The sequence below is a fragment of the Stenotrophomonas sp. YJH_SMC_6 genome (genome assembly GCF_059371335.1).
In genome coordinates this window covers 16235-32187 of record NZ_JCAFUM010000016.1, presented here as the reverse complement: position 1 = coordinate 32187, position 15953 = coordinate 16235, and the positions used below count along the sequence as shown (strand labels likewise).

Sequence of the window (15953 nt, the reverse complement as noted above, 5' to 3'; positions counted from 1 at the left end):
GGGAGGCCGGTCGTAGTGGGGCGGCCTCCCCCTTTCTTTCAGCTCATTTCGACCTTGATCACCTGTGATTTGAACTTTGGAAACAGCGTGATCTGATGGTTGAGGAAACCCTTTACGCGCGCGTGAGGGTCTAGACGCCTTACCGAGTTTTGTTGGGGGTCTGATGCCCTCCAAAGGCCAAACGCAATGACATGGGTGCCATGCGGATACTGCTGGAGCCATTCTTGGTCAGTGTGACCGATACTGGCTCCATACGTCAGCTGTATCCCGTCAGTTCCAACCTTGTGCCGTTCCGGAATCAGATTGAGAAACGTATTCCGTTGATTCGAACCGGTGTTTGGAAGCCAGATTCGATCCACAACGCCGGCTATCGCAAACGGGTGGGCCGAAGGCTCGGCCTTACGCAGCATTTTCCAAGCGTCCTCATACCGATCTTGTTCAAAGTAGAAACGGCGCCAAGGAATTTTGCGATTGCCAAAGCGCAGGAGCAGCGTCGCGCTCAGCTCGGCATCCTCCTCGCAGCGTTCGCGCAGCTTGAGAATGTCCATCGTAGTTCGGAGATAGCCGTCGAGCTTTCCACCAGTTCTGATGTAGTCTGTTCTTATGTGTTCATCTTTAGTTTTCGATCCAGTCTGGTAACCAGCCTTCACAGATCGATCAGAATTGCCAAGTGCGTTGTGTAGCAGCTGTAAGCGAAGCTCGTGCTTTCCTTCGTCAAGGCTTGACAAGAAGTCAGGATCAGATTGATTGGCGATGATCAGCTTGAGCTTTCCGGTTGCGTTGTAGCTGCAGCTTGTCGCGTGATCTGAATCTCTGGCTGATGTGAGGCCTATGTATGCAGCCCGCTCTACCGGCTCTTTTCCCGGCGGTCCATTTCGAAGTCCAAGTTTGACGAAACGGACGGACGCAGAGCATCCAACACCATCACAGAACAGTGGAGGGATTGTTTGACCATTTTCGGCTCGATTCTGCAGTGATTCGAGCGTATGTCGGTTCCTCCGATCGTCCACGGCTGAAGCCATCTTGATACCTTTTCCCATACTGGCCCTCCAGGCTCAGAAAAGTTTCATTGATCATACTTGCCGGAAGCGTGGCACAAAAAAAGCCACGCAATGCGTGGCTTTTTTGCTTGGGAATGATGTGCCAACCAAGGTTGGCACCTACCAGAGCGCAGTCGAGCTTGGCTCGACGCTACACGGAACAATCAACCCGCCACCTTGCCCCACACCTTGAACGTGGTCAGCCACAGGCCGAGCATGCTGCCGATGTTGGTCAGCATGAAGGTGAGCACCACGCGCGTGACGCGGTTGCGATACCAGCCCTTCAGGCTCTGCGCGTCGTCGCGCAGCTTGAGGAAGTCCTCGTACGCCGGCTTGCGCAGGCGTGCTTCCACCAGCGCCGAGAACGCACCGGTCGGGATGCTCAGGCGGAACGGCTTGAAGGGGGCCACCGCGATCGCGGTGAGGATGCTCAGCGGGTGACCGCCTGCCAGCAGGCAGCCCAGGCCCGCCAGGCCGCCGGTATACATCGCCCAGGTCGCCAGCAGTTCGGTGCCCACGCCCAGACCACCGCGGTAGAAGCCCACGCCGATGCCGGTCGCCACGATGGCCAGGATGCCCAGCGTGAACCACGGAATGTTGCGCTTCTTCGGCACCGCCTCCAGCTCGGCGCGCAGCGGTGCCGGTGCCTCGGTGTCGGTTTCCAGGTAACGCGCCAGGCCTGCCAGGTGACCCGCACCGACAACCGCCAGCACTTCACGCTGCTGCGGGTTGTGTTCTTCGCGCAGGCGCGTGGCCATGTAGCGGTCGCGCTCGCCGATGATGGTCTCGTACAGTGCCGGGCTCTCGCTGGCGAACTCGCCGAAGCTCGATTCCAGCATGTCGCCCTGCTTGAGCTTCTCGATCTCGTTCTCGCCCACTTCCTCGGACGAGAACAGGCCGGCGCCGAGACCGGCAACCAGCTTCAGCTTGCCGAAGAAGCCCAGCCGCTGCGAGGCGCGGCGGAAGGTCAGGCCGACCTCGCGGTCGATCAGGTGCACCGGCAGGTCGCGTTCGCGCGCCAGTTCCACCGCGCGCTTCAGTTCCGCGCCCGGCTCGATGTCGAGCTGTTCGGCCAGGCGGCGCTGGTAGGCGGACAGGGCCAGGTTGGCGGCGAACAGGGCGACGCGGCCCTTGCGGATCACCTCGACCAGGTCGAGCTTGGCCAGCGTGTCCGGGTCGCTCAGCGCCTGCAGGCGCTGCGGGTCCAGTTCAACGGCCACGGCGTCGAAGCGACCGCTGTCGATGGCTTTCTCCACCGCCTCGACGCTGGCGCGTGAGACATGGGCGGTGCCCAGCAGGGTGTAGCGCACGCCGTCGCGTTCAACAACGCGTACCGGCTGGCCGGCGAACAGGTCGTCGCCGGTCTCGGGAAGGGTTTCGGTCATGGGTTCATTCATTGGAAGGTGCAGTGTCGGCGCCATCGCCGAGCGCGCGCTGCATCTGCACGGTATCCAGCCAGCGGCCATGCTTGCGGCCGAGGCCACGGAACACGCCGACCAGCTCGAAGCCGAAGCGTTCGTGCAGCTTGATTGAAGCGGTATTGGTCGGTTCGCCGATGACCGCCACCATCTGCCGGTAGCCACGCGCCACGCAGGCGTCGATCAACGCCTGCAGCAGGCCGGTGCCAACGCCCTTGCCCTGGAACGCGGCATCGACGTAGACCGAGTTTTCCACGGTCCACTGGTAGGCAACGCGGGTGCGGTAGGTGTTGGCGTAGGCATAGCCGGCCACCTGGCCGTCAATCTCGGCGACCAGGTAGGGGAAGCCGCGGTCGATGATGTCGCGCATGCGGCGCAGCATCTCGGACGCGTCCGGGATGTCGTACTCGTAAGTGTTGACGAAGTCGGTCACTTCCACCGCGTAGATCGCGGTGATCGCGGCGATGTCGGCCGGACCGGCATCACGGATGAGGACGGCCATGCGCGGACTCCGGCTCAGTCGATGTAGCGCTTGAGCAGGTCGCCGTAGGCATCGATGCGGCGGTCGCGCAGGAACGGCCAGATGCGGCGCACATGCTCGCTGCGCTGCAGGTCGACATCGCACAGCAGAACCGTGGCATCGGTGCCGGCTTCGGCCAGGAACTCGCCCTGCGGGCCCAGCACGTGGCTGTTGCCCCAGAACTGGATGCCGGAGGCGCCCAGCGGCGAGGCCTCGTGGCCGACGCGGTTGCAGCTCAGCACCGGCAGGCCGTTGGCCACGGCGTGGCCGCGGTGGCTCAGCACCCAGGCGTCGCGCTGGCGGGTCTTCTCGTCCTGCACGTCGTCCGGGTCCCAGCCGATTGCGGTCGGGTAGAGCAGCAGTTCGGCACCGGCCAGCGCCATCAGGCGCGCCGCTTCCGGGTACCACTGGTCCCAGCACACCAGCACGCCAAGGCGACCCACCGAGGTATCGATCGGCTTGAAGCCGATGTCGCCCGGGGTGAAGTAGAACTTCTCGTAGAAGCCCGGGTCGTCCGGAATATGCATCTTGCGGTACTTGCCGAGCAGCGTGCCGTCCTTCTCGAACACCACGGCGGTGTTGTGGTACAGGCCGGCGGCGCGGCGCTCGAACAGCGAGCCGACCAGCACCACGCCATGCTGCTTCGCCAGCGCGCCCAGGCGCTCGGTGCTGGGGCCCGGAATCGGCTCGGCCAGGTCGAATTCGTCCACCGATTCGTGCTGGCAGAAGTACGGACCGTTATGCAGTTCCTGCAGCAGCACCAGCTTGGCACCCTGCGCAGCCGCCTCGGCCACGCGTGCTTCGATCACCGCCAGGTTGGCGGCGGCATCACCGTGGTTGCGCTCCTGGATCAGGGCGACGGTAAGGGGGCTGCGCGAGTTCATGCGGGGCGTTCCTGCGGGGGAAAACCAGCATGTTAGCGCGGATGGACGGCGACGGCGTGTCGCGCGCTGAATGGGTGCGATCGGTAGTGCCGGCCGCGGGCCGGCAATCCCGTGGATCCATCAGGCAGTGCAGGGTTGCCGGCCAGCGGCCGGCACTACCGTCAGACCTTCAACAGCCCTTCCGGCAGCTGCATGGTGATGCAGTGCAGGCTGCCGTTCTGCCAGATCAGCGAGCGGCAGGGCACCTGCACGATCTCGCGGCCCGGGTGCGCCTGGGCCAGCACATCGCGGGCCAGGTCGTCGGCCGGGTCGCCATAGGCCGGCATCAGCACCGCACCATTGACGATCAGGTAGTTGGCGTATGACGCAGCCAGGCGGCGGCCTTCGTCGATCACCGGCTGTGCCCACGGCAGCGGGAACAGGCGGTACGGCTGCCCATCCTTGGTGCGCAGTGCGGCCAGCTCGTTGCCCATCGCCTGCAGTTCGGCGAAGTGCGAGTCGCTCTCGTCGTCACAGGCCTGGTAGACGATGCTGTCGGCCGAGGCGAAGCGGGCGAGGGTGTCGATGTGCGCGTCGGTGTCGTCGCCTTCCAGGTAGCCGTGGTCCAGCCACAGCACGCGGTCCTGCTGCAGCCAGTCGGCCAGGTCGGCGCTCAGGCTGGCGCGGTCGCGGTCCGGATGGCGCTCGTGCAGGCACTTCCAGGTGGTCAGCAGGGTGCCTTCGCCATCGGTCTCGATGCCGCCGCCTTCCAGCGCGAACGGGATGCTGCGCACCGGCGCGTCGTTGAACACGCCGGCCTGGTCCAGCACGCCCACCAGCTGGTCATCCAGGGTGGCGTCGAACTTGCCGCCCCAGCCGGTGAAGCGGAAATCCAGCAGCTGGAAACCGCCGTCGGCACGGCGCAGGGTGATCGGGCCGGAGTCGCGCAGCCAGGTATCGTCGTAGGCGGCCGTGGTGAAGTGGACCTTGTCCATGTCGATGCGGTTGGAGCGCAGTCGCATTTCGGCATAGGTCTCCACATCGTCGTCGGCCACGCAGATCAGCACCGGCTGGAAGCGGGTGATGGCCGCGACCAGGGCGATGTAGGTCTCTTCCACCTGGCCCAGGCGGTCGGCCCAGTCGGTGTCGGCGGTGGGCCAGGCAATCAGGACGCCGCTCTGGGCTTCCCACTCGGCAGGAAAACGAAGGGTCTGGTTCATGGTCTCGCTACACAGGCCCGCCCACGGCGGGTAAAGGGATCAACGGATCGGCGGTTTCGGGCCGATTTCGTTCGGGTCCGCCTGGTTGGCCACCACGTCGATCACCTTCTGCTTCTCGAAGTAGACGGTGAACTGCGGGTACACCCAGCGGTTGATGGTCGGCCATTGCCGCTTCTGCCCGCCGCGCGGCTGCAGCTGTTCGCTCGGCGTGCCGAACTGCGCCTGTACCTGCTGCATGCTCTGGCCGCGCACGGGCAGGGCACCAGCCGGCTTCTCGCGGGCGCGGTCAACAAGCAGGGTATCGGCCAGCGCCGGTGTGGCGGCGGCCAGGGTGGCCATCACGGCCAGGGTGGACAGGTAACGCTTCATCTCGATCTACTCCCCAGTGGTCAAGAAAGGCGATTACAGCAAAATCAGCAGGAAAAAGCCGCATAAACAAAAAACCGCCCGAAGGCGGTTTCTTGCATCGGGTCGGCCCCGCGCAGGGCCAGCCGCAGCCGTGAAGGCTGTTGGGCTTAGCGCTGACGCGCCTTGAAACGCGGGTTCGACTTGCAGATGACGAAGATCTTGCCGCGACGACGGACGACCTTGCAGTCGCGGTGACGGGCCTTCGCCGACTTCAGGGAGGACAGGACTTTCATGGCATACCTCGGCGTAAACAGTAGTTGTTCGGGTGGAGCGTGGCCGCGATATGCGAAAGACAATCGGCAGTTGACGCTCGTTCAAGCCCGCCATTCTACCGGGCTTTTCCTCGTGGTTTCAAGTGGTTGCACAAAAGATCCCGCTGGGGGTGTCTGGCAGGGGCTAGAATGACCCCTTCACACGCTCTGGGAACCCCATGAATCCACTCGCTCCCGTCCTGACCATCGACGGCCCTTCCGGGGCCGGCAAGGGTACCATCAGCCGCATCATCGCGCGCCGGATGGGCTGGCATTACCTGGATTCGGGGGCGCTGTACCGCGCGGTGGGCGTGGCCGCGAGCTGGGCCGACATCGACACCTCTGACGCCTCGGCGCTGGTGCGCTGCACCTTCGACACCCATGTTCAGTTTGTTGAACAGGGCGAGTCGATGCGGGTCATGGTCAACGGCACCGATGCCACCGACGAGCTGCGCCTGGAGACCACCGGCGCGCTGGCCTCGGCCATTGCCGCAATTCCTGAGGTCCGGGCCGCCCTGAAGGAGCGCCAGCGCGCATTCAGGGAGCTGCCCGGCCTGGTCGCCGATGGCCGCGACATGGGTACGGTGATCTTCAAGGACGCCCCCTACAAGGTCTTCCTGACCGCCAGTGCCGAGGAGCGCGCCGAGCGTCGGCATAAGCAGTTGAAAGACAAGGGGGTTTCTGTTAACTTTGATGACCTCCTGCGCGAGATCATGGCCCGCGACGCCCGTGATGCCCAGCGTACCGTGGCGCCCCTGAAGCCGGCAGACGATGCTGTCCTCATCGACACCACAGGCATCGGCATCGATGATGTCGTTGCCCGAGTGATGGATCTGCTTCCGGTTCCGGCTGCCTGATCCGTTCGCGCGGGAGCACTGCCAGCTGCATCGGTGGTGGTCGCGCAAAGCAGTGCTGTACCAGCTCCGTCGCGCAATGATGCGTGGCGGTTTTCCTACTACACACGACCTGCGTTTCCGGGGTCGACCAACAGGCGGGCGGTCGCCATTCCCCTGAAGGGGACGCCACCGACCCATGTGTCCAACAGAGTAAATCTAATGACCGAATCATTTGCCGAACTGTTTGAAGCCAGCCAGGCCAACCTGGCCAAGCTGAAGCCGGGCGCCATCGTCAGCGGTACCGTTGTTGAAGTCCGCGGCGACGTCGTGGTGATCAACGCTGGCCTGAAGTCCGAAGGCATCGTGCCGATCGAACAGTTCCGTAACGACGCTGGCGAAATCGACGTCGCCGAAGGCGACATCGTCAAGGTCGCCCTCGACTCGATCGAGAACGGCTTCGGCGAAACCGTCCTGTCGCGCGAGAAGGCCAAGCGCGCGATGGTGTGGGACGAGCTGGAAGAAGCGTTGGAAAAGAACGAAACCATCACCGGCCGCATCAGCGGCAAGGTCAAGGGTGGTTTCACCGTGGATATCAAGGATGTCCGCGCCTTCCTGCCGGGTTCCCTGGTCGATGTGCGCCCGGTGCGCGATCCGGCCTACCTGGAAGGCAAGGAACTCGAGTTCAAGCTCATCAAGCTGGACCGCAAGCGTAACAACGTCGTGGTCTCGCGCCGCGCTGTCGTCGAAAGCGAGCACTCGGAAGAGCGCGAGCAGCTGATGGACAAGCTGCAGGAAGGCGCGATCCTGAAGGGTGTCGTCAAGAACCTGACCGATTACGGCGCGTTCGTGGACCTGGGCGGCATCGACGGCCTGCTGCACATCACCGACATGGCGTGGAAGCGCGTGCGTCACCCGTCGGAAGTCGTGAACGTCGGCGACGAGCTGGACGTCCGCGTGCTGAAGTTCGACCGCGAGCGCAACCGCGTTTCGCTGGGCCTGAAGCAGCTGGGCGAGGATCCGTGGGACAACATCGGCCGTCGTTACCCGGCCAACAGCCGCGTCTTCGGCAAGGTCTCCAACGTCACCGATTACGGTGCGTTCGTTGAGATCGAGCCGGGCGTCGAAGGCCTGGTGCACGTCTCCGAGATGGATTGGACCAACAAGAACGTCAACCCGTCCAAGGTTGTGCAGGTTGGTGATGAAGTCGAAGTGATGGTGCTGGACGTCGATGAAGAGCGTCGCCGTATCTCGCTGGGCATGAAGCAGGTTGCCGCCAATCCGTGGGAAACCTTCGCTGCCACCCACAAGAAGGGTGACAAGGTGTCGGGCCAGATCAAGTCGATCACCGACTTCGGCATCTTCATCGGCCTGGACGGCGGCATCGACGGCCTGGTCCACCTGTCCGACATCAGCTGGAACACCACCGGCGAAGACGTCGTTCGCAACTTCAAGAAGGGCGATACCCTGGACGCCGTCGTCCTGGCTGTCGATCCGGAGCGCGAGCGCATCTCCCTGGGCGTGAAGCAGCTGGAGCAGGATCCGTTCGGCCAGTACATGGCTGCCAATCCGAAGGGCTCCAAGGTCGAAGGCGTGGTGAAGGAAGTCGACGCCAAGGGCGCGATCATCGAGCTGGCTGACGGCATCGAGGGTTACGTTTCGGCTCGCGACATCGCCAACGAGCGCGTTGACGACGCCACCCAGCACCTGAAGGTCGGCGACAAGATCGAAGCCAAGTTCGTGGGCATGGACCGCAAGGGCCGCACCCTGCAGCTGTCGATCAAGGCCAAGGACGACGCGGAAATGCGCGAAGTGCTGGAGGAATACCAGTCCTCTTCGGCTTCCAGCGGCACCACCCAGCTGGGCGCGCTGCTGCGTGCACAGCTGAACGGCAACAAGTCCGAGTAATCGGCCTTACGCTGTTTGTTGTTTCCTGGACGGCCCGGGCTTCTGCCCGGGCCGTTTCAGGCTGAGATGCCCCTGATGTGAGCCGGTAATGACCAAATCCGAACTGATCGAAATCCTTGCGCGCCGCCAGGCGCACCTGAAGGCCGATGATGTCGATCTGGCGGTGAAGTCGTTGCTGGAGATGATGGGCGGATCGCTGTCCGCCGGGGATCGCATCGAAATCCGTGGTTTTGGCAGCTTCTCGCTGCACTATCGTCCGCCGCGCCTGGGTCGCAACCCGAAGACCGGCCAATCGGTTGCCCTGCCGGGCAAGCACGTCCCCCATTTCAAGCCGGGCAAGGAACTGCGCGAGCGGGTCAGCAGTGTGCTGCCGCTGGACGCCGATCCGGCCTGAGCCCCCGTCGCGCCACCGCGTGCGAATCCAGCCGCGGGTCGGATAAGCTACGGACTCCTGCCACTGGAGCTGTCGCATGAAGGTCTTTCGTCTGCTGGTCCTGCTGGCGGTCCTGATCCTTGGGCTGATCATTGGTGCGGTCAACATGACCGCGATGTCGATCAACCTGCTTTTCACTCAATTGCACACCTCGGTGGGCGTGGCGCTGATCGCTGCACTGCTGGTGGGTGTCGTGGTCGGTGCTGGCCTGGTACTGGTGAGCGTGGTCATTCCGCTCTACAGCCAGCTGCGCCGTGCCAACAAGTCCGTGGCGGCAACGCCGGCCGCGGGTGTTTCCCCCCAATCTTTTGATGGACGCTGATCGAAGATGGATTTCGTCACCGAGTGGCTTTGGTTTTTCCTGTTCGTTCCGCTGGCCGCACTGGCCGGGTGGGTGATCGGCCGGCGCGGTGGCCAGCGCCACGGTGACAACCAGGTCAGCCGCCTGTCCAGCACCTACTTCCGTGGCCTGAACTACCTGCTCAACGAGCAGCCGGACAAGGCCATCGAACTGTTCCTGCACATCGCCGAACTGGACAAGGAAACCTTCGAGACCCAGGTCGCGCTAGGCCACCTGTTCCGCCGCCGCGGTGAAGTCGACCGCGCCATCCGCCTGCACCAGGGGCTGGTCAACCGCCACGACCTGAGCGACGCGCAGCGCGTGCAGGCCCTGCTGGCGCTGGGCGAGGACTATATGAAGTCCGGCCTGCTGGACCGTGCAGAGACCGTGTTCACCGAGCTGGCGCATCTGGACCAGCGTGCCCCGCAGGCGCTCAAGCACCTGATCGGCATCTACCAGGCCGAGCGCGACTGGGAAAAGGCGATCGACAACGCCACCCGCTTCGAAGACGTCACCGGCGAGCCGATGGGCAAGCTGATCGGGCAGTTCGAGTGCGAACTGGCCGAACGCTTCCGCGGCGCCGGCAAGCTGGAAGAGGCGAGGGCAGCGATTGCCCGGGCCTACCAGGCCGATGCGATGTCGGTGCGCGCCGGCATCATCGAAGGTCGCCTTGAGACCGATGCCGGCAACGCTGAAGCCGCCGTGCGTGCATTCGAGCGCGCCGCGCGCAACGACCCGGAGTACCTGCCGGAGCTGCTGCCGGCGTTGATGGAAAACTACCGCAAGGTAGGCGATCTGGCAGGCGCACGTGCGTTCCTGTCGGAAATGACCGAGCACTACCGTGGCATCGCCCCGGTGCTGGCCCTGACCCGGCTGATGGAAGAGCAGGAGGGCGTGGCTCCGGCCCGAGCCTACCTTGGCCGCCAGCTCAAGGATCGTCCGTCGGTGCGTGGCGAATCGGCGCTGATCGACCTGACCCTGGCCGAGGGCGCCGATTCCACGGCGACCCTGCATGACCTCAAGCACATCACCGACCAGCTGCTGGTGCGCAATCCCGCTTACCGCTGCACCCGTTGCGGGTTCGGTGCACGCACCCACCACTGGCAGTGCCCGAGCTGCAAGGAGTGGGGCACGGTCAAGCCACTGCTGAACTACGCGGTGCTCTGATCCATGCCGTGGCTCGTGATGGGCGCGCTGCTGGGGCTGGCCCTGCTGAGTGCGGGGTTGACCTGGGCGGCACGGGGTTATGCCCTGCGCCAGCAACTGCTGGACCAGCCCGGCGAGCGTCGCAGCCATAGCGTGGCAACGCCGCGCGGTGGTGGCATCGCCATCGTCATCAGCCTGCTGGTCACCGCCGGTGCAGCGATGTGGGTCTGGCCTGAATCGACACCGAGCCTGCTGGTGGCCAGCCTGGGCCTGGTGCTGGTGGCGGGCATCGGCTGGTGGGACGACCACCGGCCGTTGCCGGCCATGCGCCGCCTGCTGGTGCACTTCATTGCCGCCGCGCTGCTGGCCGCCCTGGTCAAGGTGCATGGTGGAAGCTGGTTGCTGGCCGGGCTGGTGCTGGTATTCACCGCCTCGTTGATCAACATCTGGAACTTCATGGATGGCATCAACGGTATTGCCGCCAGCCAGGCCATTGTTGTTGCGCTGGGCCTGGCGCCGGTGCTGCCCTGGCCGTATTCGCTGGCCGCGGTGGCGCTGGGCCTGGCCTGCCTGGGCTTCCTGCCGTTCAATTTCCCGCGGGCCCGGATCTTCATGGGTGATGTCGGAAGTGGCGCGCTGGGCTATGCAGTCGCCGTCGTCCTGGCAATCGCTGCGGTGCGTACCGATATCAACTGGATCCTGCTGCTGGTGCCGGCTTCGGCGTTCCTCGTGGACGCGGGCTTCACACTGGCGGCGCGCATCATCTCCGGACAACGCTGGATGGAACCCCATACCCAGCACGTCTACCAGCGGGCGGTGCAGGCAGGAGCCAGCCACGCCCAGGTGACAGGGATGTACTTTGCTTTGGGCCTGTTCAGTATTACAGTGCTTAATGTCTGCTCCAATTTGCAGCCGAGGTGGGAGGCTGTCCTGGCGGTCGCGTGGTTTCTCGCGCTGAGCGTCCTCTGGATCCTCCTGCGCAATGGATTGCGTCACCGACAAGGAAATACCTGACTTATGGCTTCACCCTGGCGGGACAGAATCCTCGGCCTGATGCCGCGTTCGGCCATCGTCTGCCACGACCTGTTCATGGTCTGGGCATGCTGGCAGCTGCTCCACGCCGGGCGGTACTCGATCCTCCCCAACGCGCCCTCGCTTCCGCTCTGGAATGTCGACACCACCCTGGTGCTGCTGCTGCAGGGCCTGGTGTTCTGGCGCGTGGGCCTGTATCGCGGGCTGTGGCGTTTCGCTAGCGTCAGCGACCTGCTGAACATCTTCAAGGCCAGCTTCATCGGCCTGGTCGGCATCGTGCTGGTGCTGATGTGGAAGCGTTTCGACGGCGTGCCGATGTCGGTGCTGGTGATCTATCCGTTCGCGCTGTCGGCGCTGCTGGGCGCCCCGCGCCTGCTGTACCGGGCCTGGAAGGATTACCAGGCACTGCAGTCGGATTCGAGCGCGCGCCGCGTGCTGATCCTCGGTGCGGGGCAAGCCGCCGAGACGCTGGTCCGCGATCTGCGCCGCTCCGGCAACTTCGAACCGGTCGGCCTGCTGGACGACGCACCGCACCTGCGCGGCGCCAAGCTGCAGGGCCTGCCGATCCTGGGCAGCCTCGATGATGCCCCGGCGGTGGTCCGCGAGACTGCGGCCAAGTTGCTGGTGATCGCCATGCCCTCGCTGGATGCCGCAGGCATGCAGCGGGTGGTCGCCATCTGCGAAAGCACCGGCGTGCCGTTCCGCACCGTGCCCAAGCTGAGCGACATCCTGCAGGGGCAGTCGCTGCCCGGCCAACTGAAGGAAGTGGCGATCGAGGATCTGCTCGGCCGCAAGCCGATCACCCCGGACTGGAACCTGATCCGTGGCTGGTTGGGCGGTCGCACCGTGATGGTGACCGGTGCCGGTGGCTCGATCGGCTCGGAGCTGTGCCGCCAGTGCGCGCGCCACGGTGCCGGCCGCATCATCCTGCTGGAGATCAGCGAACTGCTGCTGCTGACCATCGAGGGTGAGCTGCGTCGCAGCTTCCCCGATATCGAGATCGAAGCGGTGCTGGGCGACTGTGGCGATCCTGCGGTGATCCGCCATGCGCTGTCGCTGCATCCGGTCGACACCGCGTTCCATGCCGCAGCGTACAAGCATGTACCGGTGCTGGAACGGCAGCTGCGCGAAGCTGTGCGCAACAACATCCTGGCGACCGAGAACGTGGCCCGCGCCTGCCTGGAAGCGCGCGTCGAGCATTTCGTGTTCATCTCCACCGACAAGGCGGTCGATCCGGTCAACGCGCTGGGTGCCAGCAAGCGCTATGCCGAGATGATCTGTCAGAGCCTGGACCAGAAGTCCACGCACACCCGTTTCGTTACCGTGCGCTTCGGCAACGTGCTGGCCTCGGCCGGCAGCGTGGTGCCGCTGTTCCGCGAGCAGATCCTGCGCGGTGGTCCGGTCACGGTCACCGATCCGGAAGTCACCCGCTACTTCATGACCATCCCCGAGGCCTGCCAGTTGATCCTGCAGGCCGCGGCCTCGGCCTCGCACGGTGCGATCTACACGCTCGACATGGGCGAGCCGGTGCCGATCCGGCTGCTGGCCGAGCAGATGATCCGTCTGGCGGGCAAGCAGCCGTACAAGGATGTGCAGATCATCTATACCGGCCTGCGTCCGGGCGAGAAGCTGCACGAGACGCTGTTCTATTCGGATGAGGACTACCGCGCAACCGCGCATCCGAAGGTCCTCGAGGCCGGCGTGCGCATGTTCTCGCGCGATCTGGTGCTGGGCAACGTCCCGCGCCTGCGCGAGGCGGTGTGCAGCTACGACACCGAAACCATCAAGGAAGTCCTGTTCGCGACGATGCCCGAGTTCTCGCCAATCGAACAGGATGCTTACATTTCATCCGCTAAAGTCGTGCCCTTTCCCGCACGCGAGGCCAACAGGCACCAATGAGCAAGCGAATTCGCAAAGCAGTTTTCCCCGTAGCGGGTTTGGGGACGCGTTTTTTGCCAGCAACCAAGACCGTGCCGAAGGAGATGCTGCCGATCATTGACCGGCCGCTGATCCAGTACGCCGTGGATGAAGCAATCGAGGCCGGCTGTGACACGCTGGTGTTCATCACCAACCGCTACAAGCACGCGGTCGCCGACTACTTCGACAAGGCCTACGAGCTGGAGCAGAAGCTCGAGCGCGCCGGCAAGCAGGAGCAGCTGGAGCTGATCCGTCACGTGCTGCCCAATGGCGTGCGCGCGATCTTCGTGACCCAGGCCGAGGCGCTGGGCCTGGGCCATGCGGTGCTGTGTGCCAAGGCCGTGATCGGTGACGAGCCGTTCGCGGTGCTGCTGCCGGACGACCTGATCTGGAACCGCGGCGACAGTGCGCTGAAGCAGATGGCCGATCTCAACGAAGCCAGCGGCGCCAGCGTCATTGCCGTTGAAGATGTGCCGCACGACAAGACCGCCAGTTACGGCATCGTCGCGACCGAGGCCTTCGATGGCCGCAAGGGCCGTATTTCGCAGATCGTGGAGAAGCCGAAGCCGGAGGACGCGCCGAGCGACCTGGCCGTGGTCGGCCGCTACGTGCTGAGCCCGAAGATCTTCGAGCTGCTGGAGCAGACCGGCAGCGGTGCCGGCGGCGAGATCCAGCTGACCGATGCGATCGCGCAGCTGCTGAAGACCGAAGAGGTGGATGCCTACCGTTTCGAGGGCACTCGTTTCGACTGCGGTACGCACCTGGGGCTGGTGGAAGCGACGATCCGCTTCGCGCTGGACAACCCGAAGCTGGCAGGGCCGGCGCGGGAGAAGCTGACGGCGATGTTGGCGGAATAAGGTTTATCAAGCGCTCCGTTCGCGGCGCCTTGATTGATACGTGGTGGGCGGTACGGGTGGGCCTTTGCAGGACACGCCATAAACCCATCCATGGGGGCTCGATGGCGCCATCCATGGCGCCAACGGTCCTGCAACGGCCCACCCGTCCCGCCTGTCAGGTTTCCTGCGGGCGCGGACGGGAAGGGCGGAATCAAGGGCAAGAGCAAAAGCAAAAAAGGCAGCCAATGGCTGCCTTTTTTGATTGTTGGGGTCAGATCCCTTTGCGTAGCAAAGGGCTCTGACTCCAGCTTTTGACCTTGCTTTTGCTAAACCCTCCGCCGCGCGGAATGATGGATGGCACGGGTGGGTGAGGCTGACCGGGACTGTCAGCGGCATGGATGCCGCTGCCAAGCCCCCAGGGACGGGTTTACGGCGTGTCCCGGGCAGTCTCATCCACCCGGGCCCCACCGCCAGCAATCAGCCGGCAACGCTTTGAACCTTACAGCGCCTCGAAAATACCCGCTGCGCCCATGCCAGTGCCGATGCACATCGTCACCATGCCGTACTTCTGCTGGCGACGACGCAGGCCGTGCAGCAGGGTGGCGGTACGGATCGCGCCGGTCGCACCCAGCGGGTGGCCCAGGGCAATCGCGCCACCCAGCGGGTTGACCTTGCTCGGGTCCAGGCCGCAATCGCGGATCACCGCCAGCGACTGCGCGGCGAACGCTTCGTTGAGCTCGATCCAATCCAGCTGGTCCTGGGTCAGGCCGGCCTGCTTCAGTGCCTTCGGGATCGCGGCGATCGGGCCGATGCCCATCACTTCCGGGCGCACGCCGGCCACCGAGAAGCTGACGAAACGGGCCAGCGGGGTCAGGCCGTAGTCCTTGATCGCCTGTTCCGAGGCCAGCAGCACGGCACCGGCGCCGTCGCTCATCTGCGACGAGTTGCCGGCGGTGACGGTGCCGCCGAACTGACCGTTGCGGAACACCGGGCGCAGCTTGGCCAGGCCTTCAGCCGAGGAATCCGGGCGCGGGCCTTCGTCGGTGTCGGCGATCTTGTTGCGGGTGATGATGCGCTGGCCGTCGGCCAGGTCCGGCAGGTGCGAGACGATCTCGTACGGGCTGATCTCGTCCTTGAACTCGCCGTTCTGGATCGCGGCCATGGCCTTCTGGTGCGAGGCGAGGGCGAAGGCGTCCTGGTCTTCGCGCGAGACCTTCCACTCTTCGGCGACCTTCTCGGCAGTGATGCCCATGCCGTAGGCGATGGCCACGTGGTCGTTGTCGAACACGCTCGGCGCCATCGCGATCTTGTTGCCCATCATCGGCACCATCGACATCGACTCGGTGCCGCCGGCCAGCATCAGGTCGGCATTGCCCAGGCGGATCGCGTCGGCGGCCTGCGCCACGGCCTGCAGGCCGGAGGAGCAGAAGCGGTTCACGGTCTGTGCGGCGATGGTGTTGGGCAGGCCGGCCAGCAGCACGCCGATGCGCGCCACGTTCATGCCCTGCTCGGCTTCCGGCATGGCGCAGCCGATGATCGCGTCATCGATGCGGTTGACGTCCACGCCCGGGGCCTGGGCGACGACGCTGCGCAGCACGTGCGCAAGCATGTCGTCGGGGCGGGTGTTGCGGAACATGCCCTTGGGCGCCTTGCCGACCGGGGTGCGGGTGGCGGCGACGATGTAGGCGTCCTGGATTTGCTTGGTCATTGCAGTGATCTCTCGAATTTTTTAGCCGGGGTGCCGACCAACGGTCGGCACCCACCAGAGGCAGAGGAGTGCCAACCAGG

The 15953-nt window shown here is 64.6% G+C and carries 16 protein-coding genes; 8 read left to right on the top strand and 8 right to left on the bottom strand.

Annotated features, from left to right (window positions below; all coding sequences use genetic code 11):
- Nucleotides 1–38 precede the first annotated feature (38 nt).
- The 7 genes from AC5P9N_RS17945 to ykgO all read right to left on the bottom strand — a co-directional run bounded on the left by AC5P9N_RS17945 (nucleotide 39) and on the right by ykgO (nucleotide 5702).
- Nucleotides 39–1040: a hypothetical protein gene (locus AC5P9N_RS17945; protein WP_043035156.1), complete on the bottom strand. Its 1002-nt coding sequence runs from the start codon at nucleotides 1038–1040 to the stop codon at nucleotides 39–41.
- 164 nt (nucleotides 1041–1204) lie between these two features.
- Nucleotides 1205–2425: a TraB/GumN family protein gene (locus tag AC5P9N_RS17940; protein ID WP_005409278.1), complete on the bottom strand. Its 1221-nt coding sequence runs from the start codon at nucleotides 2423–2425 to the stop codon at nucleotides 1205–1207.
- Nucleotides 2426–2429: 4 nt separating this feature from the next.
- Entirely contained in the window at nucleotides 2430–2960 is a 531-nt protein-coding gene (locus tag AC5P9N_RS17935) for a GNAT family N-acetyltransferase (protein WP_005409279.1), read from the bottom strand.
- Nucleotides 2961–2974: 14 nt separating this feature from the next.
- Entirely contained in the window at nucleotides 2975–3862 is an 888-nt protein-coding gene (locus AC5P9N_RS17930) for a carbon-nitrogen hydrolase (protein ID WP_049397762.1), read from the bottom strand.
- Nucleotides 3863–4023: 161 nt separating this feature from the next.
- Nucleotides 4024–5061 carry an agmatine deiminase family protein gene (locus tag AC5P9N_RS17925; RefSeq protein WP_049448335.1) on the bottom strand — a complete coding sequence of 346 codons (1038 nt, stop codon included), beginning with the start codon at nucleotides 5059–5061 and terminating at the stop codon, nucleotides 4024–4026.
- Nucleotides 5062–5100: 39 nt separating this feature from the next.
- Nucleotides 5101–5430, bottom strand: a complete 330-nt coding sequence (locus AC5P9N_RS17920) for a hypothetical protein (RefSeq protein ID WP_099484493.1) — start codon at nucleotides 5428–5430, stop codon at nucleotides 5101–5103.
- Nucleotides 5431–5576: 146 nt separating this feature from the next.
- Nucleotides 5577–5702 carry a type B 50S ribosomal protein L36 gene (gene ykgO, locus AC5P9N_RS17915; protein ID WP_005409283.1) on the bottom strand — a complete coding sequence of 42 codons (126 nt, stop codon included), beginning with the start codon at nucleotides 5700–5702 and terminating at the stop codon, nucleotides 5577–5579.
- A gap of 197 nt (nucleotides 5703–5899) precedes the next feature.
- Between ykgO and cmk the strand changes: the two genes are divergently transcribed.
- From cmk to galU, 8 genes are all read left to right on the top strand, one after another.
- Nucleotides 5900–6577 carry a (d)CMP kinase gene (cmk, locus tag AC5P9N_RS17910; protein WP_005409284.1) on the top strand — a complete coding sequence of 226 codons (678 nt, stop codon included), beginning with the start codon at nucleotides 5900–5902 and terminating at the stop codon, nucleotides 6575–6577.
- Nucleotides 6578–6775: 198 nt separating this feature from the next.
- Nucleotides 6776–8461 carry a 30S ribosomal protein S1 gene (rpsA, locus tag AC5P9N_RS17905; protein WP_005409285.1) on the top strand — a complete coding sequence of 562 codons (1686 nt, stop codon included), beginning with the start codon at nucleotides 6776–6778 and terminating at the stop codon, nucleotides 8459–8461.
- 88 nt (nucleotides 8462–8549) lie between these two features.
- Entirely contained in the window at nucleotides 8550–8855 is a 306-nt protein-coding gene (locus tag AC5P9N_RS17900) for an integration host factor subunit beta (protein ID WP_049397760.1), read from the top strand.
- A gap of 76 nt (nucleotides 8856–8931) precedes the next feature.
- A complete protein-coding gene (locus AC5P9N_RS17895) occupies nucleotides 8932–9216 on the top strand; it encodes a lipopolysaccharide assembly protein LapA domain-containing protein (protein WP_005409287.1) in 285 nt (94 codons plus the stop codon).
- Between the two features lie 6 nt (nucleotides 9217–9222).
- Nucleotides 9223–10401: a lipopolysaccharide assembly protein LapB gene (gene lapB, locus AC5P9N_RS17890; protein ID WP_049397759.1), complete on the top strand. Its 1179-nt coding sequence runs from the start codon at nucleotides 9223–9225 to the stop codon at nucleotides 10399–10401.
- A gap of 3 nt (nucleotides 10402–10404) precedes the next feature.
- Entirely contained in the window at nucleotides 10405–11394 is a 990-nt protein-coding gene (locus AC5P9N_RS17885) for an MraY family glycosyltransferase (RefSeq protein ID WP_049397758.1), read from the top strand.
- 3 nt (nucleotides 11395–11397) lie between these two features.
- A complete protein-coding gene (locus AC5P9N_RS17880; RefSeq protein WP_005413043.1) occupies nucleotides 11398–13311 on the top strand; it encodes a polysaccharide biosynthesis protein in 1914 nt (637 codons plus the stop codon).
- The gene (gene galU / locus AC5P9N_RS17875) at nucleotides 13308–14186 is read left to right on the top strand and encodes a UTP--glucose-1-phosphate uridylyltransferase GalU (RefSeq protein WP_005409291.1); all 879 of its coding nucleotides are present in this window, start codon (nucleotides 13308–13310) and stop codon (nucleotides 14184–14186) included. The genes AC5P9N_RS17880 and galU overlap by 4 nt, the downstream gene beginning before the upstream one ends.
- A 478-nt stretch (nucleotides 14187–14664) precedes the next feature.
- Here the strand turns inward: galU and AC5P9N_RS17870 are convergent, their stop codons facing one another.
- Entirely contained in the window at nucleotides 14665–15873 is a 1209-nt protein-coding gene (locus AC5P9N_RS17870; protein WP_005409292.1) for an acetyl-CoA C-acyltransferase, read from the bottom strand.
- Nucleotides 15874–15953: the final 80 nt, after the last annotated feature.

What these genes read in the sequence shown, in the direction of transcription:
- AC5P9N_RS17945 (WP_043035156.1), bottom strand. Translation starts at nt 1,040, where the DNA reads ATGGGAAAAGGTATCAAGATGGCTTCAGCCGTGGACGATCGGAGGAAC.
- AC5P9N_RS17940 (WP_005409278.1), bottom strand. Translation starts at nt 2,425, where the DNA reads ATGACCGAAACCCTTCCCGAGACCGGCGACGACCTGTTCGCCGGCCAG.
- AC5P9N_RS17935 (WP_005409279.1), bottom strand. Translation starts at nt 2,960, where the DNA reads ATGGCCGTCCTCATCCGTGATGCCGGTCCGGCCGACATCGCCGCGATC.
- AC5P9N_RS17930 (WP_049397762.1), bottom strand. Translation starts at nt 3,862, where the DNA reads ATGAACTCGCGCAGCCCCCTTACCGTCGCCCTGATCCAGGAGCGCAAC.
- AC5P9N_RS17925 (WP_049448335.1), bottom strand. Translation starts at nt 5,061, where the DNA reads ATGAACCAGACCCTTCGTTTTCCTGCCGAGTGGGAAGCCCAGAGCGGC.
- AC5P9N_RS17920 (WP_099484493.1), bottom strand. Translation starts at nt 5,430, where the DNA reads ATGAAGCGTTACCTGTCCACCCTGGCCGTGATGGCCACCCTGGCCGCC.
- ykgO (WP_005409283.1), bottom strand. Translation starts at nt 5,702, where the DNA reads ATGAAAGTCCTGTCCTCCCTGAAGTCGGCGAAGGCCCGTCACCGCGAC.
- cmk (WP_005409284.1), top strand. Translation starts at nt 5,900, where the DNA reads ATGAATCCACTCGCTCCCGTCCTGACCATCGACGGCCCTTCCGGGGCC.
- rpsA (WP_005409285.1), top strand. Translation starts at nt 6,776, where the DNA reads ATGACCGAATCATTTGCCGAACTGTTTGAAGCCAGCCAGGCCAACCTG.
- AC5P9N_RS17900 (WP_049397760.1), top strand. Translation starts at nt 8,550, where the DNA reads ATGACCAAATCCGAACTGATCGAAATCCTTGCGCGCCGCCAGGCGCAC.
- AC5P9N_RS17895 (WP_005409287.1), top strand. Translation starts at nt 8,932, where the DNA reads ATGAAGGTCTTTCGTCTGCTGGTCCTGCTGGCGGTCCTGATCCTTGGG.
- lapB (WP_049397759.1), top strand. Translation starts at nt 9,223, where the DNA reads ATGGATTTCGTCACCGAGTGGCTTTGGTTTTTCCTGTTCGTTCCGCTG.
- AC5P9N_RS17885 (WP_049397758.1), top strand. Translation starts at nt 10,405, where the DNA reads ATGCCGTGGCTCGTGATGGGCGCGCTGCTGGGGCTGGCCCTGCTGAGT.
- AC5P9N_RS17880 (WP_005413043.1), top strand. Translation starts at nt 11,398, where the DNA reads ATGGCTTCACCCTGGCGGGACAGAATCCTCGGCCTGATGCCGCGTTCG.
- galU (WP_005409291.1), top strand. Translation starts at nt 13,308, where the DNA reads ATGAGCAAGCGAATTCGCAAAGCAGTTTTCCCCGTAGCGGGTTTGGGG.
- AC5P9N_RS17870 (WP_005409292.1), bottom strand. Translation starts at nt 15,873, where the DNA reads ATGACCAAGCAAATCCAGGACGCCTACATCGTCGCCGCCACCCGCACC.